The following is a 26164-nucleotide window of genomic DNA, read 5'->3' as shown; positions in this document are numbered from 1 at the left end:
GTAAAAAATTAGAGAAGGGGTTGTATGAACATGGTGCAGCACGAAGAACAGGCCGTTTTTCTCCCTACATTTCCTGGCGCGCATGGTCTCAATAGTTGCTATGACACAGTGGTACGCACACTACAGCACCGACACACAACCTTTAATACGGCTCTCAACCAACTCACCCACCACGCCTTCGCTCTGAGCAATGCCGCCGAGCGACTCATCGCAACCCTTCAAAGTGGACATAAAGTGTTGATCGCGGGCAATGGAGGCAGCGCCGCCGAGGCCCAACATTTCGCCGCCGAACTGGTAGGACGCTTTAAACGTGAACGCCTGGCCTATCCTGTCATGGCCCTCACGACCGATACCTCCACGCTGACAGCAGTTGCTAATGATTACGGGTATCATAACGTCTTCGCACGCCAGGTACAGGCCTTTGGACAAACTGGTGATCTCTTTATTGCCTTCAGTACCAGCGGCGAATCAGAGAACCTGGTGCGGGCCGCGTGCATAGCTCGCCAGAAACAACTCGAAGTCATTGCCGTCACTGGTAATCGCACAAACCGGCTTGAGGAACATGCCACGGTCGCGATTCACGTTCCAGTAGAAGAGACAGCGACCACACAAGAGCTGCACATGATCGTCACCCACATCCTCTGCGATATTACTGAAGCTCGCCTCGCTGCTGAGGAACGCTTCAACACTCAAGAGAGACAATAAGCCCGCATGGTTCCCTCGAACACGTCAACATAGGCGCATTTCTGCATAGCAAAGTGCCTGACATATCTGTATGTGCCTGTCACATGTTTTTTCGAGGCAAGGGGAGATTCATGGAGTTACAAGATACAACAACCGATACTTCGCCAGGGGCGATTGAACTGGTGCGCCGCTTTCGTGGTCTGCGCGCCCTGGTGCTTGGCGACGCCATGCTTGACACATACATCGAAGGGGTCGCGGAACGCCTCTGCACCGAGGGGCCAGTCCCCGTAGTACGTAAGAGCGGCGAATATCACCTACCCGGCGGTGCGGCCAATACCGCCGTCAACCTCGCCGCCCTGGGGGCAGAGGTTCTCTTTCTGGGCCTGGTAGGCAACGATAATGTAGGCAGGCAACTACGCTATGTGCTAGGCCAACGCGGTGTTGATGACCGCTGGCTGGTCACACAAGAGCATGAGCCAACTCAGCATAAGTTGCGTCTGCTTGCCAATGGACAGTATGTTGCACGCTTCGATGAGGGCGGAATACACGCCTTCATGCCTGAAGAGAATATACAACAACGTTTGCTCGCTCAGCTTGAGCAGGCATTCGCGCTCTGTGACCTGGTCGTTATCTCTGACTACCGCTATGGCGTCCTCTCCCCCCGCGTACTTGAGCATCTTCATACGCTTCAGGCTGAGCGGCATCTGCCCATGATCGTCGATTCCAAAGCCCTGCATAACTTCAAGGGGCTGGACGCGTCAGTCATTACGCCCAATATCATTGAGGCGCGCCAACTCGTGGGTATGACTGGTCACAAGCCCACATCTCTAACTTCAGCTCCCCTCCTGGCTGAGGCACGAATACTGGCTGAGCGTCTGCACAGCTTACTCACAACAAGATACGTTGCAATCACACTGGGTGGTGAGGGGGTCTTCCTGCTTGACCAGCAGGGACACGAACAATATCTCCCCACGGCATCGGTTGCCAGAGCGCATGATGTGGGCGCAGGCGATTCCTTTACCGCGGCTCTCTCCCTGGCCCTGACCGTGACAGATGATATCGTTGAAGCGGCACGCATTGGACTGGATGCTGCCAGCATCGCTGTCTCACGCGTACATACCGCCAGCGTCTCACACCATGATCTCCTACAAAGAGTGAGCCTGAGAAGTCATAGCGAGCAGAGTAAGGCGGGAAACGGGCGGGTGGACGCGCTCAGGCTCGCCGCCATCTTAGAGCCTGAGCGCCAGGCAGGCAAACGCCTTATCTTCACCAATGGCATCTTCGATATCCTGCACGCTGGCCATATCCACTTGTTGCGCCAGGCCAGAGAACTGGGTGATATCCTGGTCGTTGGCGTCAATAGCGATGCAAGTGCGCGCCGTCTTAAAGGTGCCGGGCGTCCCATCAATGGCCTCCGGGAACGCATGGCGCTCGTCTCGGCTCTGGATGGGGTCGACTACGTAGTCCCATTCGAAGAGGAGACACCCACAAAGCTGATACGCCTCTTGCGTCCTCATGTACATGTCAAGGGCGGCGATTACGCCAATGAGGACCTGCCAGAGGCTGGCGCCGTGCAGGAGGCCGGCGGACAGATGATTATCATTCCCTTGCTCGGGGGTATGAGCACAAGCGCTGTCATCGACCGCATTGCGCGCATGGCCATGCTACAGCAGGCACCTGAGCATGTCTCAAGTGTTCAGGAGGAGGGAAGAGGCTCATGGTAGATCCACGCTGGCAAGATAAGTACAACATTTTGCTCGTACGACTCGACAACCTGGGCGATGTGCTTCTAATGACGCCTGCGTTTCACGCCGTCAAGGAGTCGCTACCCCAGGCGCGCCTAACCTTGCTCACCAGTCCCGTTGGGGCACAGATCGGGCGCCTCGATCCCGATATCGACGAGATCATGGTGTATGAGGCTCCCTGGGTCGATCCCTGGCAGAAGCTGCCCCACGATAGCCAGCGCGAGCAGACCATGATCGCGCTCCTGCGCGAGAAGCACTTCGATGGCGCGATTATATTCACATCCTTCCGCCAGAGCGCGCTGCCCGCAGCCTACATGTGCTACCTGGCGGATATCCCCTTGCGGGCCGCCGCCTCCATCGATGGCCCCGGCTCCCTGCTGACCACCCGCCATAAGCATCCTGAGCATATCATACATGAGGTAGAGCGGGCACTCAACCTCGTTGGTGCGCTGGGTATGCGCACCAGTGAGCGCGGCCTCGTACTACAGGTACCCCCCGAGGCCCAGAGTGAGGCTGAGAGTTGGCTCGCACAGCAGGCATTCGCGGACCAGAGACCCCTGGTCGTGGTCCATCCCGGCTGTACGATGCCTGCACGCACCTACCCCTGGGAGATGTATGTCGAGGTCATCAATCTCCTGGTGGAACAGCTCTCGGCCCGGGTGGTGGTCACTGGCGACCACTCTGAGGAGGAACTGGTTAAGCGCGTGTTGGAACTTATAGATCCGCAAAAGCGTGAACAGGTACGAGGGGCAGCAGGAGAACTCTCCTTCGCGGGCCTCTGCGCTCTGCTCCAGCGAGCAGACCTGGCCATCACCAATAATACGGGTCCCATGCATCTCGCGGCAGCGGTGCAAACACCCGTGATCGCGCTTTTCGCCCTGACCAATCCCCCCGAGCAATGGGGACCCTGGAACGTGGCTCATCGTCAGCTCTACGTTGACGTTCCCTGTCGCATCTGCTATAGCCGCGTCTGTCCCTATTCGCATGAGTGTCTTCGCCTGGTCTCGCCACAGATGGTGCTTGAGGCCGCTCGCGATTTACTCCAGAATACTTTTTCGCCAACAGCGGCTGGTATACGAGAGGAGGCGCGCTCATGAGTATTCATATGGCCCCAGCTTCCACGCTGCCACAGCCACTTGCCGACACGTTCACACGCTTTGCCGACGCAGCGGACCAGGTCATACCGGCAGGCTGGCAGCCAGAGCGCATCGCCATCATCCGCGCGCTCTATGTGGGTGATCTGCTCGTAAGCGTGCCAGCCTGCCGGGCATTGCGGCGCCGCTTCCCACGCAGCGAGATCACCCTGATCGGTCTGCCCTGGGCACGTACCTTTGCTCAACACTTTCCCCGCTACATTGATCGCTTTGTGGAGTACGCGGGCTATCCGGGCCTGGAAGATATCAAGACGACGCCTGAGAAGATGCGCCGCTTCATAGCGGAACAAAGGGCCTATGGTTATGACCTCGTGCTCCAGATGCATGGTAGCGGGCGCACCAGTAACGCTCTGGCCCGCAACCTGGGCGCATCTATCACCGTCGGCTACTATGATCCGACGCAGCGAGAGGCTTCAGACCTGCTAACGCTTACGGCCCCTTATGCACTCGACTGGCACGAGATCTACTGCGCCATGGGGGTTGCCGCGCTGGCTGGCTGTCGTGAGTTTGACCCGGCTCTAGAGTTTCCTGTGAACGTAGGAGATCGAGCGGAGGCTGAGGCCCTGCTTGTCGGATGCGTCACGGGCAATCGACCGCTCATCGGGCTACATCCCGGCTCAAAGTCTCCGGCCCGGCGCTGGCCCGCGTCCTACTTCGCCCGCCTGGCCGATATGCTGGTGGAGCGCTTCGGTGCACAGATCGTGCTCACTGGAGGTCCAGGCGAAGAGGGGACCGTCGCGGAAGTACAGAGGCATATGCAGGCAAAGGCCCTCAACTGCGCCGCGCAAACGACCATCGGTGGCCTGGCCGGCTTGCTTAATAGGTACGATCTCTTTATCAGTAACGACACGGGACCCGCGCATCTGGCCTGCGCCCTGAACCGGCCCAGCATTACGCTCTTTGGCCCCGTTGACGTCAGGCGCTGGGCACCCCTGGATCAGTCTATACACCGCGTCGCGCGTCATCCTGTACCATGCAGCCCCTGCTCACACTGGTCGTGTCCCATCGACCATCGCTGCCTGCGCTGGATCACGCCTGAACATATCTACACTATGGCCGCCGAACTGAAGGAGAAAATTTATCAATGAAACCGCTCAATATTCTCATCTGGCATATTCACGGAAGTTATCTGAATACCCTGGTACAGATGGAGCATAACTGGTACTTGCCCATCAAAGAGGAACGCACGGACGGCTATGGCGGGAGAACGCCCAGCATGCCCGCCTATGTACAGGAAGTTCAAGCCGAGGAGATACGTAACCTCGACCTGGATCTTATCATCTGCCAGACGCCACGCAATTTTTATGAAGATCGGGAGGAAATTCTCTCGCCGGAGCAGCAACGGTTGCCAACCATTTACCTGGAGCATAATACTCCGCGACCTGATGCCACCGAGACCCGGCACCTGGTTGATGATCCAGATGTCTTGCTGGTCCATGTCACCAAATATAACCGCCTGATGTGGAATAACGGGCGCACGCCCACCATGGTCATTGAACACAGTGTCGCGATCAATCCACAGGCTACATACACGGGACAGCTCGCACGCGGCATTACCGTCATCAATAATATCAAGGAACGTGGACGACGACTTGGGTATGACCTCTTTATGCAGGCCCGTCAGCATATCCCGTTGGATATCGCGGGCATGGGCACAGACGAGCTTCAGGGCATCGGCGACATCCCCTATTATGATCTCCATCTGCGCGTGGCCGAATATCGCTTCCTGTTCAGTCCTATTCGCTATACTAGCCTCCCCCTCTCCGTCATCGAGGGCATGACCATTGGCCTACCCATCGTGGCCCTGGCAACCACCGAGCTTCCAACCGTGATTGAGAACGGTAAGCATGGCTACATCTCCTGCGATCTAGATGAGCTTGTCGAGCATATGCAAGTACTCATTGCGAAACCAGGCCTGGCCCGGGATATGGGAGCAGAGGCGCGCAAGCTTGCCTTGACGCGCTTCGGGCTGAAGCGTTTTGGCGACGACTGGAACGCCGCCTTTGCGCGTGTACTGGCGAAAAATTCACGCCCGACAGCAATAGAACAGCCTGTCGCGCCCTCAAGCAGTTCTCGTTAGCGTCATGTGATTGTTCAGGGGGAGATATGGAGAGAAAGAAACGTATCGCGCTCATCAGCGAGCATGCCAGCCCTTTTGCCTGCCTTGGAGGTGCCGATGCGGGCGGACAAAATGTCTATGTAGACCAGGTGAGTCGTCACCTGGCTCAACAGGGCTATGAAATCGATGTCTTCTCACGGCGTGATGATCCCATGATGCCCGAGATCTGCGACTGGTCGCCCGGGGTACGCGTAATGCACCTTGAGGCGGGGCCAGTACGCCAGCTACCCAAGGACGACATCTGGCCCTACATGCCGGCCTTTCGTGAAGCCTTTATGCGCTTTATGGTGCGCGACGAGAAGCGCTATGACCTGCTTCACGGCCATTTCTGGATGTCGGGCTGGGTCGTGGCCGAGCTGCGTCGCATGCTTGCCATTCCAGCGGTCCAGCTCTTCCATGCCACCGGCATTACCAAACAGCGCCACCAGGGAGAGGCCGATACCAGTCCCGTTGAACGCATCGCGGTAGAAAAAGATATTATCCAGCAGGTCGATAAAGTCATCGCACAATGCCCAAATGAGTGGCAGGAACTCATCGAGGAGTATGGAGCCGATCCATCCAGGCTCGCGCTGATACCTGCCGCCGCCAACACCGCGCTCTTACGCCCGGTTACGCGCGCACTGGCACGCCAGGAGATTGGGCTACGCCAGCTTGGCATTCCCGAGTCGGCCTTTACTATCGCCTACGTAGGCCGCCTGCTACCACGTAAGGACGTGCGCAACATCGTCCAGGCCTTAGCAATACTGTTACAAGAATATAAGGAACGACTGCCGGTACCAGTCAAGCTCCTGGTGGTGGGAGGCGAGACCCTGACGGCAGACCCGCTTACAACACCAGAGATCGGCGAACTGCAAAACCTCGCCCACGAGCTGGGTATCCAGGAGCATGTGCATTTCTTTGGTAAACGCCAGCCGGATATGCTGCGCTACTACTACAGCGCCGCCGACGTGGTTGTGACCACGCCCTGGTATGAACCCTTCGGCCTGACCCCCCTGGAGGGCATGGCCTGCGGACGACCCGTAATTGGTTCAGCAGTTGGTGGGATTAATTATACCATCCGCGATGGCGAGACCGGCTTTCTGGTGCCACCACGCGCGCCTGGTGCCCTGGCAGAGCGCCTCCACACACTTATGCAACAACCAGGGCTTCGCCAGGAAATGGGGCGGGCCGCGCGCCAGCGCGTTGAACACGAATTCACCTGGTCGCGCACCGCGAGCCGCCTGGCTAAACTCTACGAAGAACTAACCTGTATGCCAGCCGTGCTTCCCATCCATGCTAATGCCCTGGCCTGGGAGCTCTATCCATGATGAAAGTACGCTTCAAGGAGGATTCTCAACTATGGCTCTTGTAGATGTACTCATTCCAACCTATCGGCGCAAAACAGGGCTGGCGATTGTCCTGGCCAGCCTCTTTGGTCAGACCTTTACTGACTTTAACGTCATCGTCTCCGACCAGAGTCCAACGGGCCAGGCCAGCATCGACAGCCAGGAAATTCACGTCCTTGCCGAGGCATTGCGCTTTCGTGGGCACGATGTCAAACTCATTCATCATCCCGAGCGGCATGGCATGGCCGAACAGCGCCAATTCCTGCTGGGGCAGAGCAATGCGCCGTATGTCCATTACATTGATGATGATGTGCTCCTGGAACCCCAGGTACTTGAGCGCATGCTAAGCGTGATACAGCAGGAGCAATGTGGTTTCGTCGGTAGCGCCGCGCCCGGGATCGATTACCTCGACGACGTACGCCCACATCAGCAGCAGATTGAGATCTGGGATGGGCCGGTGACGCCTGAACCTATTACTCCCGAAAGCATTCCTTGGGAGCGTGCCCCCATCAATAGTGCCGCCAATCCCCTGCATCTTGAACAGCGCTATGTGCAAGAGCCTGGACAGATTGTACGCTACAAGGTCGCCTGGGTAGGTGGGGCAAACGTGCTCTTCGACCGACAGAAGCTGCTCTCGGTCGGCGGCTTCTCCTGGTGGGAACGCATGCCGCGCGAACACGCAGGCGAAGAGGTCGTGGTCCAGTTCCTGCTCCTACGCAAATACGGTGGCTGCGGCATCCTTCCCTGCGGCACCTACCACCTCTGCCTCCCCACAACCATCGAGGATCGCCAGCACAACGCCACCACCCTCTTCAAGGAACTATTAGAGGAAATACCAGTGTAAGAGGTGTGGTGGGTTTGCCCTGGCTACCAGCGGCAGCCAGGGCAAACCCACCACACCTCTTACAGCGAGCGACGCAAGCGCGAGAGCAAGCACAAATAGAAAAAAAGAAGGAGAACTCAATACATGCAATTGTCTTCGCTTGAAGGAAAGGTTGTACTCGTCACAGGTGCGGGGAGTGGGCTGGGAGAGGCAGCAGCCCAGGCTTTTGCCGGCGCGGGCTGCACCGTAGCCTGTGTGGATATACGCCAGGAGAGCCTGGAGCACGTTTGTAATGCACTTCGCGCACAGGACTACTCCTGCCATAGCCTGGTCTGCGATGTCAGCGACGCGGACGCCGTCTTCACGACCGTCGAGGCCACGGTGAAACACTTTGGACGCCTGGATATACTCGTCAACTGTGCCGCCGTTGACTATACCTACTCGGTCGAGGAGCTAAGCATAGAGCAGTGGGATCGCGAGCTTGCCATCAATCTACGCGCCCCCTTCCTCTTCGCCAAAGCGGCCTTCCCCTGGCTACGCCAGCAGGGTGGTGGGCATATCTTCAATATCGCCTCGACCGCGGCTACCCGCGCCTGGGCCAATGCCTCGCCCTATCACGCCTCAAAATGGGGCCTGCTGGGCTTTAGCCGTGGCTTGAGCGTCGAGGGGCGCCCACATAACATTCGCGTTACCACGCTCATCCCCGGCGGCATGGATACTCACTTCTTTGACCGCTTCCTGGACCAGGGCATTCCCATGCCCGACAAAAACAACTTGCAAAGCCCGGCCAATGTCGCGGCAACCATGGTCTTCGCCGCCCAGCTCCCACCCGAGTCCGCCCTCCAGGAGCTCATCGTCACCCCCCTCAATGAAACGAGCTGGCCCTAAATAAATTTTCTACGTGATAGAAGAGGTTGCTCGCGCATGCGCGAGCAACCTCTTCTATCACTTGTTTACTCTTCTTCCTCTATGTGCCATTGGGAGCCCTGGGGAGTATCTTCGATCACAATGCCATAGGTACTAAGCGTGTCGCGCAGGCGGTCGGCAAAGGGCCACTGCTTCGCAGCACGCAGATCAGCACGAATGGTTACCAGGGCATCAACAAGTGGCGCGGGAAGCGCTCCCGCCAGGTTCTGCTCCTCAATGCGTGGATCAAGGGTCTCGCCTGGCGCAAGCAACGTCTCAACATCGATTGGGTTGCCAACCATGGAGAGCGCCTGCTGTTGTCCTTGCGCGACCGCTTCCGCTCCCAGCAACGTTAAGGGAAAGCTCTCACCTGCCTGGAACTCCACCATCTGACCCTCACGGATGATATGGACGCCTCCCTTGCCCTCAACGGCGACCTCGCCCGTGACAAAGTCCAGAATACAAGCGGTATGCTCATCGATACCAAAGACAACCACGTCCTCCGGCAACTGCTTCAGCATCTTGCTGAAGCGCTCACGCCCCATATAGCAGAAGCTTGTATCCAGGTCGGCCCCACCCTCATTGTTATTCCAGTGCGGCACAATCGCCAGATTCATGCCAAAGGGTTTGAAGAAATCCAGCCCCTGATACCAGCTCGGCTCATCGCCAACCTTGAAAATCTCATAGACTGGAAGGCTATAAGAACCCATCGCAATAGAGGCCGCACTGGAGACATAGAGCGCAGTACCGTTAGCATGTGCCTGGCGGATGGCATCAAAATAGGTCGTTCCCTGTAGTTCGCGTATCATATACGTTGGGCTGCCTGGCCCGGCAAGGATGGCGCGCGCATGTGTGATGGCTGCTAGCATGGCGGCCCCGGTCTCGCTCTCCTGCTCCTCCTGGCGCGTCTCAATGCGTTGCGGCTGAGGGCGAAACTCGCCTAGGCGCTCCCGCAAAAACTGTACAATCTTCTCCGCGACCAGTACATGGTTAGGCTGAAAACCGGCTGGCGTATCTAAAACCGCGATGGTGCGAGGTTCTTCTAAGCGAGGTAACATCTGACTCAGCACGCGGCGTCCAACCACGGTCGTTTCACCTGATCCTAGAATCGCGCATTGTCCCGGCATAGTCTGCAAAGTTTGCCCTCCATTTGCTATTTGCGTCTATAACAAGCTCAATTTCCTGGTTAACCTCTTTACTATTCTGAGAGCTCCCCGCTAAAGCAGCGGGGTTCCAGGGGTTCGTTCCACGCTTCCAGTCTTGCGTGCCGAAGCCGAAAGGCTGGCTCTTGTGTCGGTTCGCCTGAACTTTGGGCAGACGCGCTCTGGCTCGAGCCAAGCCCAAGCTTCGGGGCAGAGCCTGCCCCTCTTTAGCGCGTTGACGAGTATGCTCGTGTGCTGCCACCAGGCGCGCTTGCGCACCTTCCCAATACCCCAGGTATCGGGCACACGAGGGAATGGGATCTGCTGGATCAAAGGTAAGCGGCAAGAAAGGCCGAGTAGAGGTCGCGTTGGACGGGACCCACGCCACAGGCACACTGATGCCACCGCTGGGAGAGGGGCTTCTTCACCCGTTTGCCACAGCTATGACACCATTGATACAACGCTGTCGTGCGTGTGGGGACTTCAATGAGGATGCCGCCCGTGCTTGCAACGGTGCTTCTCAACAGTTCTACAAACATCCCTGGTGCTCGCAGTCCCACACTCTTGCCAAACGTTTTCTGCCATGCCTTGTAGGAAATCTTTTCGATGATGATCGTGTTGCCCAGCGCGACCATCTCATGGACCTTGCGGCCATGCAAGCTCTTGCGGTGGGCTGCCAACTTGCGCTCTTTGATGGCTTTGCGTCGTCGCGTGGCCTGGTAGCCCTTGCTCTGCTTCCATCGCAACTTCTTCCGGCACTGCTTTTTGATGCGTCCCTTCTCGTCGTAGTACTCAGGATTGGCCGCTCGCCTCTGTCGATCCATTTGCCCTTGCAAACGACGAATGGCCTTGGCATCAGGAGCCAGTTCGGCACAAAGCATTTCCAGACTCGTCTCCCCTTCCTGGGGAACAAGGGCCAAGGTCGAGGGTCCCAAATCTCCTCCAACGATGCCTGTGCCAACCCTGTGCTTGGGTTTGTGATGGGGCTTGCCTTCCAGGGCCAATTGGACCACGTAGCGAGAGCCCTGGGCATCGGCTCCTGCCGCCCTGGGACTACTTGCGGGACGTTGAATGAGGCGAGCATACTTGATGCGATGCTTGAGGCCATGCGTGACCACTGGATCATTCCAGTCGATGAGGGCAGGAAGCTGGTCTCCATTCCAGAGGAGAAAACCTGCTTTTCCGGCTTCGGGTGGCTGCAGGACAAACCGAAGGCTGATATCATTGAGCTTGTTCTCGATGCTGGAGAAGCCGCGCCTTCGACTCTTGAAACGCACGCGTGTGGCCTTGCCCAGGCAGACGCGATTGAGGGCGCGATAGGCGCGTGTGGTCAGCATTTGCGCCAGCACCGCCTCGATGTGCTCGGCAATCCAGCCCACGCGCAGTCCCTTGACCGCTTCATGCAAGGCGGCCTCAGTGAAGCCATAGGCTTTGCGCAAGGAGGAGAAGGTCGCCGCTCGTTCAGCCTTCTGAGTGCGAGGAAGAGCACGTGCCTCTTGCCAGGCGAGGGTAGCCCGCATGCGCCTCAAACGCTTCTGGCCTTCGGAGAGGATAGCATTGTAGAGCTGGCAAGCCGCTTCCAGGTGGGCACGCAGGCGTGCGGCTTGCCCTGGATCGACCACCAGAGGCAGTTCGAGCAGAAAGGTCGGGGTCGCAAGTCGTTTCTCCTGCTGTTCTTTCTGCTTGCGCGATTCCTGGCGTGTCTTGGGCATCTGCGCTCCACCTTCAAACACATACCTGTGATCAGTAATAGTACGTCTATTCTAGCAGAGAGACCAGAAGAACACAAGTTCTTAAGGCATTCTTTTTCCTGTTCTCTTCTCGCACGCTGGAGTAGTGATTCATACCCGGCATCAATGACCGGGGCTTTCTCGGGCTCAAACGCACTTTTGATGATTGGGGAGGATGGATACTTCTGGGTTGGTTTGGAAAGAATCATTCCCCTGTCAGTATCATGTACTTGTTCTGGGACCCCGAAGCATGGCCCTCTTTTGGCTGCTGACGTTCCTGGAGGGTTACCTGTGTGCTGGCGTATCTGCTCATCTTTTCCCGCGTGTTTCTGCTGGCAACCCGCCAGGGCTATCTGCCTCGCGCGCTGGCCGAACTGAATCAGGCTGGCACGCCGAGACGGGCGATCCTGACCCAATCCGCGATGATCGCCTGCGCGGCAGTGCTCTTGTTCGTCATCGTGCCAACGCTGCTCAGGCTCTTTCTGTCAGCCGATCTGGTGGACGCATTGTTCTCTGGTGATCAATATGGATTAGTAACCTCACTGCCGGGTTCGCTCTGGTGTGGGTTCCTCGCTCTACTGTTTGGGTTTGCTCTCTGGCTCTGCTGGAAAAAGCGCCGCCGGACCCAGCTCACTCATCTCCAACGCCTGCTTCTGTCTCTCTTGTGCGTGGCTAGTGGTCTGAGTTCGCTTGTCTGCATGGTGGCACCACTGCTGCCGGGCTGGCCTGTGCTGTTCTTTTCCCACAATCGCTGGTTTGCACTGGTTTTGCTGGGCATCGTCGGTTCCTTAGTGCTCGCCTGGGGAAGCAGCGAGCTTCCTCGCCGCTCCGCGCTGGTGCGGGAGAAAGCCAGGAGTCTGGCGCGGGAGAAGGAACTGCGCGAGGAACTACAACGCGCCTACGAGGAGCTCGATCGGCTCTACCAGGAGCAAGCACAAGCTGCGCTGACCGATACCGTGACCGGCTTGCTCAATCACTGGGCCTTTATGCAGCAGTTAGATGAGGCGATCGCACGTGGGCAAACAGAGAGGAGCGGTTTTCTGTTGGTGTTTCTCGATGTGGATCATTTCAAAGCCATCAACGATACCTGGGGCCATCTGGCGGGCGACGCGGTCTTGCGCCAGGTCGCCGAACGCCTGCGTACTGCTCTGCATGCTGGGGATGTAGCGTCGCGCTATGGTGGAGATGAGTTCGCACTGATTCTGGACAACGTCCCGATCACGCGAGCTCATGAGGAAGGGGAGCGCCTGCGAAGGATCATTCAGTCGCCTCCCTATAGCGGGCCGGGCCTGGGAGAACCAACGGCTGAGGTCAGCGTCACTACGAGTATCGGTGTGGCTGCGTATGGCATCCATGGGACCCAAGCGAATCGCTTGATTGACCAGGCGGATCAGGTGACCGACCTGGAAACCCGCCTCCCCTCTGGTACACTTCCACTCAACTTTGTCAGCTGCGTTCCTCTGTCTCAGGCTGGCTGACCATTGGAACGATTCAGAGGAGCGAGCAATATCCTGAAAGGTAAATAGAGGATGAAAAGCAAACACCGCGCACATGATGTTAAACTCTTCGACCGCTGGGGATCGACCTACGAACGTTCCTGGATGCAGCAACGCCTGTTTGATCCGGTTCACTCTGCCGTATTACATCAAGCCGAAAGCCGCTTCAAACCGGCGAGTGTGCTGGATATCGGCTGTGGGAGCGGGAGGCTCTTGCGCAAAGTGCACGACTATTGGCCGGAGGCACACCTTTCTGGGGTCGATCCGGCACAAGGAATGCTCTCCGTCGCACGCCAGCTCACCCCAGAGGCTCGCTTCTCCATGGGTTCCGCTGAGGCATTGCCACTGGAGGATGCCTCAGTCGATATGGAGAGTGAGGCCGCTTCTCCTGAGGAAAGTAGCGTAGAAGCGAAGCCAACTCGCACTCGACGGTGTAAACTTTGACATGAAGCTGTTGATTTTCTTGGGAATTACTCTGTCGATGAGAGATGCCTTTCCTTGACCAGCTACGGAGAAGTTGGCGAAAGCGCACCCAAACGAAACAGCGTACCGTTTTCAGATCTGGATGTGCTGACCCCAATGACAAGGTCGCTAGTTATGGTACATAGTATCTTTTCGTCAGGATCGCACCGACAGGCCAAGACAAGCTTTTTCATGCACGTGTTGAGAGCGTTAGAAGTGGGGCTTATGGATCGATTTAAGCGTGAAACTCCTTGTGATAGATTTTTGCTGTGATCCTAGCCCTACCTCTCAAATCTGGCGAGCCATACATCCCTGTCGTTCTCTAATAGATCTGATTATTGAAATTTTATTCCACTAGTGGTATATTTCATCTATGAAATATTAAAGATAAAGGGGCCCCTCTATGCACCCAATTTCGAATGTAGAATTCATGCTGCTGCAAATGATCGAGGAATGTCGTCAGGCTTCGGGGTACGATATCAAGAAGTTAGTCGATCAACGCGGTTATCGGGAATGGACGAATATAGGCACGACTTCGATCTACGCAGGACTGAAGAAGCTGAGTGATAAAGGTTGGATCGTAACCGAGGAATCCGACGGAAAATTCGGTAAGGGGCCTATGCCGAACCGTTTTGCCCTCACAGAAGCCGGTATTGCCAAGCTGAAACAAGAAATCCTGGACAGCCTGTCATCTGCGCGAGAGCGCGACAGTCGCTTCGATCTCGGCCTGGCTGCTTTGCCTTTTGTCGGGAAGGACGAGGCCGTGGAAGCTTTGCGGAATCGGTTGGATTTTCTTCGAGAGACTTCAAAAAAAATAGAGCAAAAGTATGAATCGCAAGGCGGCGTTCGATTGCCGTTGAACGTAAGAGCGCTGTTCTTGCATCCGATAAGCCTCATCGAGAGCGAGCGAGCGTTCGTTGCCAATCTCATGAAAGAATTGTTGGAGGAGACAGAGGAATATGGGCAAAATCATTGACGGTTTCGTTTCCTATCAAGGCGAACATTGTGAAACGACAGCTATGGGCAATTTGCTGCAATTTGCGGGAGTCCAGCTGTCGGAACCAATGCTGTTCGGACTCGGTCAAGGGCTCGGATTCATATATTGGGACTCAAAGGGGATGGACTTTCCGTTCATCGGAGGAAGGGTGAAACCGGATGAATTGACGGCCAATCTCGCCGCCCGGCTGGGGTTGACCGTCAGCATTCAAGAAACGTCGTCCGTCGATAAAGCGTGGCAGAACGTACGGAGCTGCATCGAACATGGAATTCCGGTCGGGCTGAAATTGGACTCCTATTACTTGGACTATTTCACGAACAAAGTGCACTTTGCCGGTCACTATGCGGTCCTATACGGTGTCGATGACGAATACGCATATATGACGGACACCAGACAACAGGGCGGACTGGTGAAGACGCGTTTGACCAGCTTGGCCGCGGCCAGAAACGCAAAGGGGTCCATGAGTTCCCGAAATCGTTCTTTTACGCTCGAGCCAATCGACGCCTTGCCGCCGCTTGTTCCAGCTGTACGCGCATCCTTGACCAAGAATTCGTATGACTATTTGAACCCGCCCATTCGCAATATTGGGAAAAAAGGCATAGTCAAAATGAGCAATGAAATCTTGAAGTGGCCTTCCCGTAGCAACAATATCGAACATGATTTATGCCTGACCGCTTTGCTGATGGAGCGTGCTGGAACCGGCGGCGCTTTGTTTCGGAATCTGTATCGGGATTTCCTGAAAGAATGCGTCGATCTGTTGGAAGACCCGAAAATCGAACAAGCCTACCGTTTGTTTACGGAAATCGCTCCAATGTGGGTCAGTGTTTCTGCTTCGATCGACCGTGCGGGAAGAACAGGTAACCAACAGGAGCTACAGCAGGCGTCGAAGCTTTTGCTCGAGATTGCGGATAAAGAACGCGCAGCCATGGAGCTACTATCCTGACAATATTGCCCTTGTATCCCCTCCGGGAACGGATGCCTCAACATACAAGGCTCCGTGGAGTCGTCTGAGAAGCAGAAAGCCTGTGCCTCAGCCGACTCCGCAGAGTCCTGACCTTGAGTGACCCATCATATCTTCCAAGCTCCGCTGCCTCGCGTGTCGGTTCTCCGCGCGAACGTGCGGTGAGCTGAACTGGCAGCGGCGAAGCATCTCTCTGGTCAAAAGAGGCCATGAGGAGAAAGATGTAAGATCATTCACGCCGCAGTCCCTCCGATCATCAATGACTGTTCAGAGTAAAGGGGTTTGAGCCAAAAAACGAGAGGTCTCTCTGTGACGAACACGAGATAAAGGTGATCGATGGAAACCTGCAACCGACGCCCATCAGGTAAGTGCGGCGCGGCAGCATTGACCTGTTCACAGAGCGCTTCTAGATCCTGATTGTACCGCTTGTCATTGAATGGCCGAAGCACCACGTCCACCGTGTCCTGGCCCTGTGTGACCATCGCTGGCAGATGAAAAAAGGGAGCCAGGCGTTTCCAGGTCGCATGGGCGTAGGGAGGGGGAAAATAGTGGTCTCTGGTCCACATCACCAGATTCACCGTGGCCTGAAACCCTGGCTTCGTTCCTACAAACAAGTTGACAATACCCTTAAGCATAGAGCTTATACATGGTATTTCCCTTCTCATCAAATAGACATTCAGGTAGGCCATGCCGGGTGCAGTGCCTCAGAATAATTCCTCTTATGTAGAGAAACCATGTGCTATACTAGTGCAAAAATACTAGACGGAAAAACAGGCTACCTCCTTTCCCAGCGAGAGTAGGTGCGCCGCCGTGCCCCGAATGAGGGTTTACAAGCACTACTGAATCTGTTGTACCATAAAAGGAAGAGTGAGCGATTTGGAATGTCGCGCCGGGTGTGGGGCCTGCTGTATCGCGCCCTCTATCAGCACATCTATCCCTGGTATGCCACAGGGTAAACCCGCGGGCGTGCGTTGTGTACAGCTTACCCAGGATAATCGTTGCCAGATCTTTGGCAAACCAGAGCGCCCCCAGGTCTGCCGCCTGCTCCGCCCCTCCCAGGAGATGTGCGGTAACTCACGCGAGGAGGCGTTGACCTATCTCATTCAGCTTGAGCGCGCGACGGCGCCTTAGTATATTAAATCATCCAACCATCGTTCACAGTCCACCTCTTTGAGTCCATCCATTAGCGACGCCTCTTGTTTGGAGAAACCAGTCTCACCAGTCAGAGAACGCTCTCCATAGGATCAGATTGACAGTTTGCGAGAAGGCTTGCTTGTCAGCCGCGTTTTTGCTATACTCACCCATGTTGGGGCGTTGGGGGTGAAACCTGTGTGTACAAGGAGCCTATGCCAAAACCATCTGCACATATACTTCTCTGGTCTGCCGAGCATCACCTGTATGTTCTGCATACCTCTGACTATCCACCACAACCGATGACGCCAGAAAATGAGGAATCCTGGCACACCTGGTTGACGAACCATTCCTCCTTCTCCTTCCGGGGGCAACATGGTCATCTGAGCGTGCTGAAAGAGGCTCGACCACGCGGGACCAGCTACTGGTATGCCTACCACACAAGCTCGGGGCAGACCAGGAAACGCTATCTTGGACAAAGTGCGACCGTGACATTTGCGCGTTTAGAGGAGGTGGCACAGGCCCTTCATGAGTTCAATCAGGATTTGTCATTAGCGCCTTCGCACGCGTCTGCGTCTCCTGTCTCCTTGCCAACAACGCACGCCAATAAAGCAAGCCCTTCCAGCACTCTACAGCCGGGCAGTGAACTCAGAGCTACGATGGTAGTGACCAGGTTCTCTCCCCCAGGTCCGCCCACCATGCCCGTTGTACGGGAGCGGTTGCTCTCGATTTTGGATGGAGCCCTCTCTCACCCACTCACCTTGCTCTCTGCCTCCGCTGGCTGGGGCAAGACGACGCTGCTCTCAGCATGGGCGCGTAGGTATCCCCAATCGGTTGCATGGCTCTCTCTGGAGGCGCTAGATAATGACCTGAAGCGCTTCTGGCTCTCGATAATCATGGCACTTCGCAGATGTCGACCAGAGATTGGGACGCGTGCACTAACCCTGCTGCAAACGCCTACACTGGAGCCTCTTTCTACCAGCTTGACAGCCCTGCTCAATGAATTGGCTGAGACACATGCAGAGACCTCGCCCATCCTGCTGATCCTGGATGACTATCACGTCATCGATGAGCCAACCATTCACCAGTCTCTGACCTTCTGGCTTGAGCATCTACCATCTCATGTGCACCTGGTGCTAGCTAGCCGCGTAGATCCCGACCTTCCCCTCTCTCGCTTCCGTGCGCGCGGGCTTTTGGGCGAGGTACGCGATACTGATCTACGCTTCACGCAGGACGAAACGCACCTCTTTCTCACTCACAGCATGGGACTCCTCCTCTCGGAGGACGATATTACGCTACTGAAAACCCGCACCGAGGGCTGGATTGCAGGTCTGCAACTGGCTGCCCTCGTTCTGCAAAAACACACTGATCCCTCCGCCTATGTGCAAACGTTGAGTGGCAACCAGCGCTTTTTGCTCGACTACCTGCGCGAAGAAGTTCTCGCAAGTCTGCCATCAGAGCTCCAAGACTTCTTGCTACAGACCAGCGGACTCCACCGCTTGAGCGCCTCGCTTTGCGATGCCATCACGGGCAGAGAGGATAGCAATCGCCTGCTTGAACAGGTTGAACGGGCCAACCTCTTCCTGCAATCCCTGGATGAGAATCGGCAGTGGTACCGCTATCACATGCTGTGGGCGCAGGCGATGCAACACGAAGCTCGACGTCGCCTGGGAGCGGCCACCGTATGTTCACTGAACAACAAAGCCAGTCAGTGGTATGAGCAACAGCAGATGCTTCCAGAAGCGATTGAAGCTGCCCTGACATGCGAAGAGTTTTCCCGGGTGGCGATGCTGATCGAGCGGTTTGTGGCTCCAAACAGCTTTCACAATGAGTACCATCTGCTGCGCTCCTGGTTGGGACAATTGCCAGAGGAAGTGGTGCGGGTCCAACCAGAACTCTGTTCCCTCTCTGTCATCGCCATGATGTTTACAACAGATCGGCGTTCACCTACCATCCAAGCACGTTCTGAGCAGCTCCTCCAGTGGGCTGAACAGGGCTTTGAGGCACAAGAGCAATGGGAACAACTGGGAGACGCGTTAGAACTCCACGCCGAGCTTGCCTTCTATCAAGAAGATTTCCCGCATGCGCTTGCGTTAGCTTACCAGGCACAACCGCTCCTTTCCAGGGACAGCTTCCTCTATCCCGACAATATGTTGGCGAATGCGTTAGAAGCATTCTTTGCAGGTGAGGTGGATGTGGCCAGGCCGTACATTCTAGAAAGCCTCGAACTATCGAAACGCATCGATTCTCTTGTGAACATGTTCTCTACGCTCCTCTACCTGGGGAGCGTATGCCTGGAAAAAGGCGAGCTGCAGAAAGCCTCCCACTACTACCATCAAGCCCTATCCTACGTTGAGAAAGACCAGGAGCTATCCCGACGACAATTTCTGGCAACCGGAGGCATGGACCCTTTCTTCACCTCATGGGCATATCATAGCCTCGCTCAGATTTCCTATGAGCGAAATGAAATCGCCAGGGCGCAACACTATCTCTCGCAAGCACTGGCTTTGAGAGAAAAGCCGGAGGAAGGAGTCCACATTTTTACATCGGGTGCGCTCATCCAAGCCCGCCTTCTGCAGTATGCTGGAAAGACCGCTCAAGCTCAGGAGCTACTCTTGAAGTGGGAGAGAAACGCTCGCTTTTCCTGGCCTTTGAGCACGATACGCGTCTATCTGGCACGGCTGCAACTGGCACAGGGAGATCTGTCCGCAGTAGAGCAATGGATACAGGAAAAGGAATACGCTTTCGGTTCCCGAGTTTTCAAACAAGAGCAAGGCCTGCCGCTTTTGAAACAGCAGGAAGAAGCCCTGCTCCTCGCGCGTTTTCACATTGCGCAAAAGAAGGGGGAGACGGCATTAGAAGTGTTGGGTTTCTGGAGAGAAAAGGCCCAGGCTCAGGGGCGCAAGCAGAGCGTTTTGATCATCCAAATCCTGGAGGCTCTGGCTCACGTTGCCTGTAAAGAACAGATGCAGGCCAGGTCATCTCTTCTCCAGGCATTACGACTGGCACACCCTGAGAACTATCAGCGCGTCTTTCTGGATGAAGGCCCTGCCATGGAAGCTCTGCTAAAAACGCTGCTGCCAGAACTCCGCGAGGCCTCCCTGATCTCCCATGTGCGCACCCTCCTCCAGGCATTTGCTCAAGAACCTGGTACCCAGCTCGCAAAAGAGATACTACATCCCAGACAGAACCCATTACTCCTGGAGCCACTCAGTGAACAGGAGCAACGAGTCTTGCGTTTGCTGGTTGCCGGGAGATCCAATGTCGAGATTGCTCGCGAACTGGTGATCTCGGTGAATACCGTGAAAACTCATGTCCAGGGCCTCTATCGCAAACTCAATGTCCACAATCGTGTTGAGGCCAGCGAGGTAGCACGAAACCTGTCTCTGCTCTGAGCTCCTCGCTTTTCCCTCACCCACTCATAACCATCACAACAAGTAATGTCAACTCACCCCCTTGCACTTTATACTCCTTCCAGGCAGCTAAGAGGTGCATCCCCATGAGGTCGAAAAATAATATCTTTTCTCCCAACACAGATGTCTATGTCTGTGTTGGGAGAGAGCTTAACAAACATCCTTTACTGTTCAAGGAGATCATGGATCGCGGAGAGGACCTCTTTCAGGGTGACAGTGTTGACGAAGGATTCCTGGTGCTCACACTCCTCAAGCATGCAATCCTTGCCACAGACGGGGCAGTGCATCTGGAATGAGGCACAGGTGCGATGCCCGGTGCTGGTGATGGGGCCGGAGTTCACCAGGTTCATACACCAGTAGATACCCACCGTTGAGGCCCCGACCGCCCGGGCGAGGTGCACAGGACCCGAGTCGTTGGAGACCACCAGGCGGCAGCGCGAGAAGAGGGCTGCCAGCCCTCCCAGGGAGAGCTGCTCGTACAGGTTCAGCGCTTCTGTATGCATAGATGCCAGTACGCTCTCAACAGTCGCCTTCTCACTGCCAATCCCAATGACCGCGACCTGCATTCCCAGTGCGGCGAGGTGATCGCCCACCTGGGCGAAACGCTCAGCCGCCCAGCGCCTGCGGGGGTCGCCTGCCCCCGGATGGAGAATCACCAGCGGCTTCTTCTGCTCTGGTACGACGCGCTCGGCTTCTTGCAAATCTTCGGGCGTCACATACACATGCGGCTCAAGCTGCGTCGTGGTCGCCCCTACCAGTGAGACCACCTCTAGATAGCGCAGGATTTCATGCTGGAAGTAGACATAGGGGACCCAGCGATCCAGCGCCACAGCATCAGGAGTCTTCAAGCCCAGCGTCGTACGCGCCCCCAGGCTATGCGTAAAGGGATTTGAGTAGCGCCCACCACCATGCAACTGAATCGCCAGGTCAAAGTGCTCGTCTCGCATGGCCTGGAAGAAACGCTCCAACTCCTCCTGGTCATTCTGAAACGTCTCCTTCTCTCCGACGCCCGCACAGGGAGGCACCACAACGACGCGATCCACAGGACCCGGCCTATCGTGCCAGAACGCCTGGTGCCATTTCTTTGCCAGGAGCACAATCTCCGCCTCGGGATAACTAGAGCGCAGAGCCTCCAGGGCAGGCAGGGTAAAGATAAAATCGCCAAGTGCATTGGCCCTGAGCACCGCTATCTTCTGTATCCCTGTAAGCCTACTCTTCTGCTGCTGGTACATGTACGCTTCTCCTCCACTCTTGATTCGAGGGCTGGCATAATTTCAATTACTTCAACCAAATTACTTCAACCGAGGTCCATACTGCTTCTTTCACGCTCAAGCTGGGCCGCAGGTATACACCCATACTCACTCTAAAGGAGGAGATACATTTCCCTACTTCGATGGATGTATAACCTCACCCTCTTAGGTATACTAATTTGACCTAAACGTGTCCTGCTTAGCAGATGGAGCTGACCTATGGAATACTTTGATCTTCATCCACGCGATGTTGAGAGCACACACATTCAGCAGAAAATTGAAGACCTGACAGAACGTATCGACGCGATTGATGACGAGATTCTCTTCTACCAGGATCGCATGACAGCCTTCCAGAATACTAATGAGTTCTTTCGCGTCCTGCATCGCATTGATGGACTGACCCGTGAGGAGAACCAGCTTTACAACGAACTCAACTATGAGAAGCAGAGGTTCTATGAGCGCCGCGCGACATCTGAACTCTCGCCCTACCAATCACCCCCTACTGATCGTTCTTTGACTGATAGGTAGCTTCCTCTCGCCTGGCGGGGGAGACGAACAGCGCTCCCCTGCTTCTCTATGCCATCATTCCCAGAAAATACGCCTTGCCTGGTAAAAAGTGCCGTCCTCAAACGTGATAGAGACTGAAACTTTGCGTGCGAGGACAAATAGCTATGTACTTTGCTACCTGGTTGGAACAGTATCAATTCGAGAAGTTCGTTCTTGATGTCGCGATTGCTACACTTAAATATGGGGGCGTGACCTCTCAACTCTCCAGCTACCAGTTCTTAGATCCTATCGATGCCTGGGGTCTGCCAAAATATCCGGATAAGACACTCATTCTCAATCCCGAGGCCAATATCGCCGAGGGCTTACATAACTTTATTCAAACGAATGAGAGCTACCTGCGCGAGCCTGACACCTGGTTAGGAACCTGGATCAATCCCGATACACTCTGCTGCTATCTGGATGTGACCCTGATCTGTCCTCGCCTGGAGGAAGCGCGGCGCGAGGCCATCCAGCGCAGCCAGACAGGGAAGCGACCCGTCCTGGCGCTCTATAATTTCAAGCACAATAAGACACTCTATCTCAACCAGCCAACAATGTAACAGTAGCCGCGTACGCCAGTAGCGGGCTCGCTACTGGCGTACGCGGCTACTGGGGCTGTGCCCTGGCATACGCAACTATTGGTAGAATACCTTGCTTTGGCTAGCGATGGGCTAGCATGAATTTTTCAAGATCGTGCAGTTCGCTATCGCTCAGGCGATACTCTGCCGCGGCGACCATGTCCTCGATCTGGGCAGGGCGGCGCGAACCGACGATGGCGGCGGTAACTGCTGGATTGCGCAGCGTCCAGGCCACAGCGACCACGCCTGCGGTGACGTTATGCGCCTGGCCAATCTCCTGCAACATATGCGCCAGTTCCAGGTTGCGCGAGAGAGCAGGCTCCTTAAAGTTGTCGGCATTCTTGCGCCAGTCATCGTCAGGCATCTGCTCGATGCGCTCCTTTGTCATGCGGCCAGTTAGAAGGCCCGAGGCCATGGGCGAGTAGACAATCACGCCAATATCGTTCTTCTCACAATAGGGGAGAAGTTCCCTCTCTACGTCGGGACTAAGCAATGAATAAGGCGGCTGCAACGTCTCCACAGGGGCGATGCGCTCGGCACGCTGCATCTGCTCAACATTGAAGTTCGAGACACCAATATGGCGTACCTTGCCCTCGCGTTTCAGCTCGGCCAGCTTGCTCCATCCCTCCTCAATATCAGGCTCAGGATTTGGCCAGTGAATCTGGTAGAGGTCAATATAATCAACGCCCAGGCGTTTGAGGCTGGCCTCGGCCTCGCGCTTGATAGAGTTCGCCTTCAGGCTATTGCTTATCTGGCGCTTCTCATCCCAGACCAGGGAACACTTGGTGAAGATAAGGGGTCTCTCACGACCTTTGATGGCCTTCCCAACGACCTCCTCCGAATGACCCAGACCATACACGGCAGCGGTATCGATCCAGTTAATACCCAAGTCCAGGCCGCGCTTAATGGTGGTGATAGACTCCTGGTCATCCTGAGAACCCCAGCCGGCATCCCAACCGCCTCCACCCATGGCCCACGCTCCAATACCAAGCGGAGTGATCTGCATATCGGTTTTGCCAAAGCGGCGAGTTTGCATATCGGTTTCCCCTTACTACTACTACTACTACATAAACTACAGGTAGGCACACGACCGGTTTACAGACATTATACGTAGCGCATCCGCACAACGGATACATAGGGGAGAGAGTCCAAGCAAGCTTGGACCCTACAATTCGATTTCCGCACCCGCCTGGAAGACGCGTGGTTCCACATTAGCTGCGAAAAGCGTCACGCTCTGCTGGCCCATGACGCGCCAGGTCGCAATGCGACCATCTCGTGGCTCATAGGTACGCACCAGGGCAGTATTCTCATCGATACCTACAAGTACACACCCTTCGGGCGCGCTCGCGATAATCCTCTTCTGCAACTCTTCGCCCATCCAGTGGCGCATGCGATCAAAATGTGGGAAGACCACAATATGCGGCACAAGCCCAAGAGCCTTAGTCCAGCGCGGCTCCTGGCCAGCGCGAATATCGCGAATCGCCAGGGTAAAGCCACCCATGGCCATGGCGCCCGCGCTACAGCCCGCCAGCGACATGCCACCTCGATATGCGGCCTCGATGCGCCTCCAGGCTTCTGAATCACGCATCGACTCAATTACATGCTGCGGATCGCCACCCGAGAAATAGGCTAGATTGCTCTCCTCAAGCAGCGCAACCTGCTCAGGATCATTCGCGCTCTGATGATCAAGAATCCGTGTTGCCCGCACCTCTTTGACGCCCAGGCGCCGGAAATGCGAACTTCCCAGGCCATTCCAATAATTGGGGCCATTGGCCTCCAGGCCGCTGGCCGTAGGCAAGAGCGCAACCCGGCTCTCTTTCACAACTCCACCCCGCGCCTCCAGTAAATAAGTATCCACCTCATTCATCACATCCAGGTACTCGCCTGATCCTAGCAAGGCCAGCATCCCTGCATCTGTAAACTGCTCCATATATCACTCCCCAGGAAAACATAATTTTGCCATTCAATCGTGTGAGCAAAGCTAGCCGCTATGAAGCGGCGTTCACTATTGCTTTTTAATGATGCCTATTGCCTCAAGCATAGTCTCTATCATACACTGAAATAAATCAATATGGGGGCAGAGTATATGATGAACCACAACCGCAAAACGAGGCAAAGGCCCTTCTACTTCTCAGCCCAACTGACATCGCCGGCATCACCACAAGCACCGTAACGCTCGAACAGTACCTTGCCAGAGGAGGCAAGGCCATCTTCCGCGCCATGTTTCCCCATCATCTCCCCCTGAACCCCTTCCTCCAGCTCCACTGGCTACACAAATTCCTTCAAATGCATCCTGAAATTGCCAATGAGTAAGCAAGACCAAACAGGTGAAAATACATTGGTTGCACATACGCCCATTTAGCTGGTCTTATTCTGTATCAAAAACAGCCGTGAACACAATGGCCATTTTCCTAGCGAAGGAGCAATTGGCAAATAAAATTCTTAAAATGAAACTAGAAAATCGGTTTTCTCCGTAACGGTACCAGGTCTATATGCGTAGAATATTTTTAGAGAGTCTGAGAACTGTGCAAGATCTTTTTCACAGAAAGGGACGCACTATGAAGATGTATCTCGCTATGCAGAGAGAGCTAGTCGTCGTTGAGCAGGCTGGCGAGGGTTGGCAGACCCATACGTTTCTTGAGGGCTTGCAGCCAACCTGCCTGGCGGTCGATCCTTTTAGGCCGGAGATCGTGTATTGTGGCACCTTTGGGCGAGGACTCTGGCGAAGTGAAGACGCGGGGCGCTCCTGGCAACCTGTTGGTGATGCCGGAGCTGCTATGGAACCATACAATAACGATGGTATCACCCAGCCCCATATCACTTCGCTCGCGGTCAGCTCGACCGAGCAGAACCAGGGCTATGGCGTGGTGTACGCTGGCTCTGAACCAAGCACTATCTATCGCTCTGATGATGGTGGGCAACGCTGGCGCGAGCTAAAGGCCCTACGCGAACTGCCTTCCGCGCCCTCCTGGCGCTTCCCGCCTCGCCCCTACACCAGCCATGTGCGCTGGATTACGCCCGATCCCAGGGAGCCGGGGCGCCTCTTCGCGGCCATCGAAGCCGGCGCGCTTGTGCGCAGCCTGGATGGTGGCGAGACCTGGGAGGATCGCGTCCCCGATGCCCCTATTGATACCCATACCCTGGTGATGCATCCCCAGGCACCCGACCGCCTGTACTCGGCGGCGGGTGATGGTTTCTCCTCACCAGGACGAGGCTACAGCGAGAGCTATGATGGCGGACAAAGCTGGCGGCGACCCGACGAGGGCTTGGAACAGCACTACCTCTGGGGCCTAGCTGTTGATCCCGCCAATCCGGATACCATTGTGGTCTCCGCCTCGCCGGGTCCCTATGCCGCCCATCACCAGCGCGAAGAGGCCCAGTCCGCCATCTACCTGAAGCAAGCTGGCCAGCCCTGGCGACGCATCTCGGATGGACTCCCCGATATAGAAGGAACGGTCGTACCCGTCCTGGCAAGTTACGAGGCCGAACCCGGCGTCTTTTACGCGCTCTGCAACCGTGGCCTCTACCGTTCAGTCGACGCAGGCCAACACTGGAAGGCACTTCCCATTCCCTGGAAAGAGGAGTACCTCACCCAACACCACCAGGCCCTCGCCCTCAGCCCAACCTAAACAACACCCAGCAGTAGCCGCGTACGCCAGTAGCAGACCCGCTACTAGCGTACGCGGCTACTAGATGAGGCTA

General features: G+C 55.9%; 22 protein-coding genes and 1 pseudogene. 17 read left to right on the top strand and 6 right to left on the bottom strand.

Annotation, left to right across the window (positions count from 1 at the left end; all coding sequences use genetic code 11):
- Positions 1-30 precede the first annotated feature (30 nt).
- The 8 genes from JMJ16_RS46385 to JMJ16_RS46350 all read left to right on the top strand — a co-directional run bounded on the left by JMJ16_RS46385 (position 31) and on the right by JMJ16_RS46350 (position 8738).
- Complete coding sequence (locus tag JMJ16_RS46385; protein ID WP_201392693.1) at positions 31-705, top strand: SIS domain-containing protein; 675 nt, start codon at positions 31-33, stop codon at positions 703-705.
- A 110-nt stretch (positions 706-815) separates the two neighbouring features.
- Positions 816-2408, top strand: coding sequence for a D-glycero-beta-D-manno-heptose 1-phosphate adenylyltransferase (gene rfaE2, locus JMJ16_RS46380; protein WP_201392691.1), 1593 nt, complete (start codon positions 816-818; stop codon positions 2406-2408).
- Positions 2402-3526 (top strand): glycosyltransferase family 9 protein, encoded by a 1125-nt coding sequence (locus JMJ16_RS46375; RefSeq protein ID WP_201392689.1) that lies wholly within the window; start codon positions 2402-2404, stop codon positions 3524-3526. Before rfaE2 ends, JMJ16_RS46375 begins: the two co-directional genes overlap by 7 nt.
- On the top strand, positions 3523-4671 hold the full coding sequence (locus JMJ16_RS46370; RefSeq protein WP_201392687.1) for a glycosyltransferase family 9 protein: 1149 nt from the start codon (positions 3523-3525) through the stop codon (positions 4669-4671). The genes JMJ16_RS46375 and JMJ16_RS46370 overlap by 4 nt, the downstream gene beginning before the upstream one ends.
- On the top strand, positions 4668-5663 hold the full coding sequence (locus JMJ16_RS46365) for a glycosyltransferase (protein ID WP_201392685.1): 996 nt from the start codon (positions 4668-4670) through the stop codon (positions 5661-5663). Before JMJ16_RS46370 ends, JMJ16_RS46365 begins: the two co-directional genes overlap by 4 nt.
- Positions 5664-5689: 26 nt before the next feature.
- Positions 5690-7009, top strand: coding sequence for a glycosyltransferase (locus tag JMJ16_RS46360; RefSeq protein ID WP_201392683.1), 1320 nt, complete (start codon positions 5690-5692; stop codon positions 7007-7009).
- 31 nt (positions 7010-7040) lie between these two features.
- Positions 7041-7871, top strand: coding sequence for a glycosyltransferase family 2 protein (locus JMJ16_RS46355; RefSeq protein ID WP_201392681.1), 831 nt, complete (start codon positions 7041-7043; stop codon positions 7869-7871).
- Between the two features lie 123 nt (positions 7872-7994).
- Positions 7995-8738 (top strand): SDR family oxidoreductase, encoded by a 744-nt coding sequence (locus tag JMJ16_RS46350; RefSeq protein WP_201392679.1) that lies wholly within the window; start codon positions 7995-7997, stop codon positions 8736-8738.
- A gap of 65 nt (positions 8739-8803) precedes the next feature.
- Here the strand turns inward: JMJ16_RS46350 and JMJ16_RS46345 are convergent, their stop codons facing one another.
- Positions 8804-9883, bottom strand: coding sequence for a Type 1 glutamine amidotransferase-like domain-containing protein (locus JMJ16_RS46345; protein WP_236602083.1), 1080 nt, complete (start codon positions 9881-9883; stop codon positions 8804-8806).
- Positions 9884-9954: 71 nt separating this feature from the next.
- Positions 9955-11610: pseudogene (locus JMJ16_RS46340) on the bottom strand (AAA family ATPase).
- Positions 11611-11921: 311 nt separating this feature from the next.
- Between JMJ16_RS46340 and JMJ16_RS46335 the strand changes: the two are divergent.
- The 4 genes from JMJ16_RS46335 (at position 11922) to JMJ16_RS46320 (ending at position 15526) form a co-directional block, all read left to right on the top strand.
- Positions 11922-13106, top strand: a complete 1185-nt coding sequence (locus JMJ16_RS46335; protein ID WP_201392675.1) for a diguanylate cyclase domain-containing protein — start codon at positions 11922-11924, stop codon at positions 13104-13106.
- Positions 13107-13157: 51 nt separating this feature from the next.
- A complete protein-coding gene (locus tag JMJ16_RS46330; RefSeq protein ID WP_201392667.1) occupies positions 13158-13568 on the top strand; it encodes a trans-aconitate 2-methyltransferase in 411 nt (136 codons plus the stop codon).
- 421 nt (positions 13569-13989) lie between these two features.
- Complete coding sequence (locus tag JMJ16_RS46325; protein WP_201392665.1) at positions 13990-14562, top strand: PadR family transcriptional regulator; 573 nt, start codon at positions 13990-13992, stop codon at positions 14560-14562.
- Positions 14546-15526, top strand: a complete 981-nt coding sequence (locus tag JMJ16_RS46320; RefSeq protein ID WP_201392663.1) for a BtrH N-terminal domain-containing protein — start codon at positions 14546-14548, stop codon at positions 15524-15526. The genes JMJ16_RS46325 and JMJ16_RS46320 overlap by 17 nt, the downstream gene beginning before the upstream one ends.
- A 251-nt stretch (positions 15527-15777) precedes the next feature.
- Here JMJ16_RS46320 and JMJ16_RS46315 read toward each other — a convergent pair whose 3' ends face one another.
- On the bottom strand, positions 15778-16158 hold the full coding sequence (locus JMJ16_RS46315; RefSeq protein ID WP_201392661.1) for a hypothetical protein: 381 nt from the start codon (positions 16156-16158) through the stop codon (positions 15778-15780).
- 253 nt (positions 16159-16411) lie between these two features.
- Here JMJ16_RS46315 and JMJ16_RS46310 point away from each other — a divergent pair, with 253 nt between their 5' ends.
- Positions 16412-16675, top strand: a complete 264-nt coding sequence (locus JMJ16_RS46310) for a YkgJ family cysteine cluster protein (RefSeq protein WP_236602019.1) — start codon at positions 16412-16414, stop codon at positions 16673-16675.
- Positions 16676-16890: 215 nt separating this feature from the next.
- Positions 16891-20070, top strand: a complete 3180-nt coding sequence (locus JMJ16_RS46305) for a LuxR C-terminal-related transcriptional regulator (RefSeq protein WP_201392659.1) — start codon at positions 16891-16893, stop codon at positions 20068-20070.
- Positions 20071-20252: 182 nt separating this feature from the next.
- Here the strand turns inward: JMJ16_RS46305 and JMJ16_RS46300 are convergent, their stop codons facing one another.
- Complete coding sequence (locus JMJ16_RS46300; RefSeq protein ID WP_201392657.1) at positions 20253-21320, bottom strand: glycosyltransferase family 9 protein; 1068 nt, start codon at positions 21318-21320, stop codon at positions 20253-20255.
- Between the two features lie 237 nt (positions 21321-21557).
- On the opposite strand from JMJ16_RS46300, the gene JMJ16_RS46295 reads away from it, so the two are divergent.
- Both JMJ16_RS46295 and JMJ16_RS46290 read left to right on the top strand, forming a co-directional pair.
- Entirely contained in the window at positions 21558-21866 is a 309-nt protein-coding gene (locus JMJ16_RS46295; protein WP_201392655.1) for a hypothetical protein, read from the top strand.
- 143 nt (positions 21867-22009) lie between these two features.
- The gene (locus JMJ16_RS46290; RefSeq protein ID WP_201392652.1) at positions 22010-22444 is read left to right on the top strand and encodes a hypothetical protein; all 435 of its coding nucleotides are present in this window, start codon (positions 22010-22012) and stop codon (positions 22442-22444) included.
- Between the two features lie 100 nt (positions 22445-22544).
- On the opposite strand, the gene JMJ16_RS46285 is transcribed toward JMJ16_RS46290, so the two are convergent.
- Together JMJ16_RS46285 and JMJ16_RS46280 are read right to left on the bottom strand one after the other, a co-directional pair.
- The gene (locus JMJ16_RS46285; protein ID WP_201392650.1) at positions 22545-23498 is read right to left on the bottom strand and encodes an aldo/keto reductase; all 954 of its coding nucleotides are present in this window, start codon (positions 23496-23498) and stop codon (positions 22545-22547) included.
- A 129-nt stretch (positions 23499-23627) separates the two neighbouring features.
- Positions 23628-24392 (bottom strand): Type 1 glutamine amidotransferase-like domain-containing protein, encoded by a 765-nt coding sequence (locus tag JMJ16_RS46280; RefSeq protein WP_201392648.1) that lies wholly within the window; start codon positions 24390-24392, stop codon positions 23628-23630.
- Positions 24393-25020: 628 nt separating this feature from the next.
- On the opposite strand from JMJ16_RS46280, the gene JMJ16_RS46275 reads away from it, so the two are divergent.
- Positions 25021-26091: a glycosyl hydrolase gene (locus tag JMJ16_RS46275; protein WP_236602018.1), complete on the top strand. Its 1071-nt coding sequence runs from the start codon at positions 25021-25023 to the stop codon at positions 26089-26091.
- The last annotated feature ends 73 nt before the right edge of the window (positions 26092-26164 follow it).

It is taken from the genome of Ktedonobacter sp. SOSP1-52, assembly GCF_016587395.1.
This window is presented reverse-complemented; position numbering and strand designations above follow the sequence as displayed.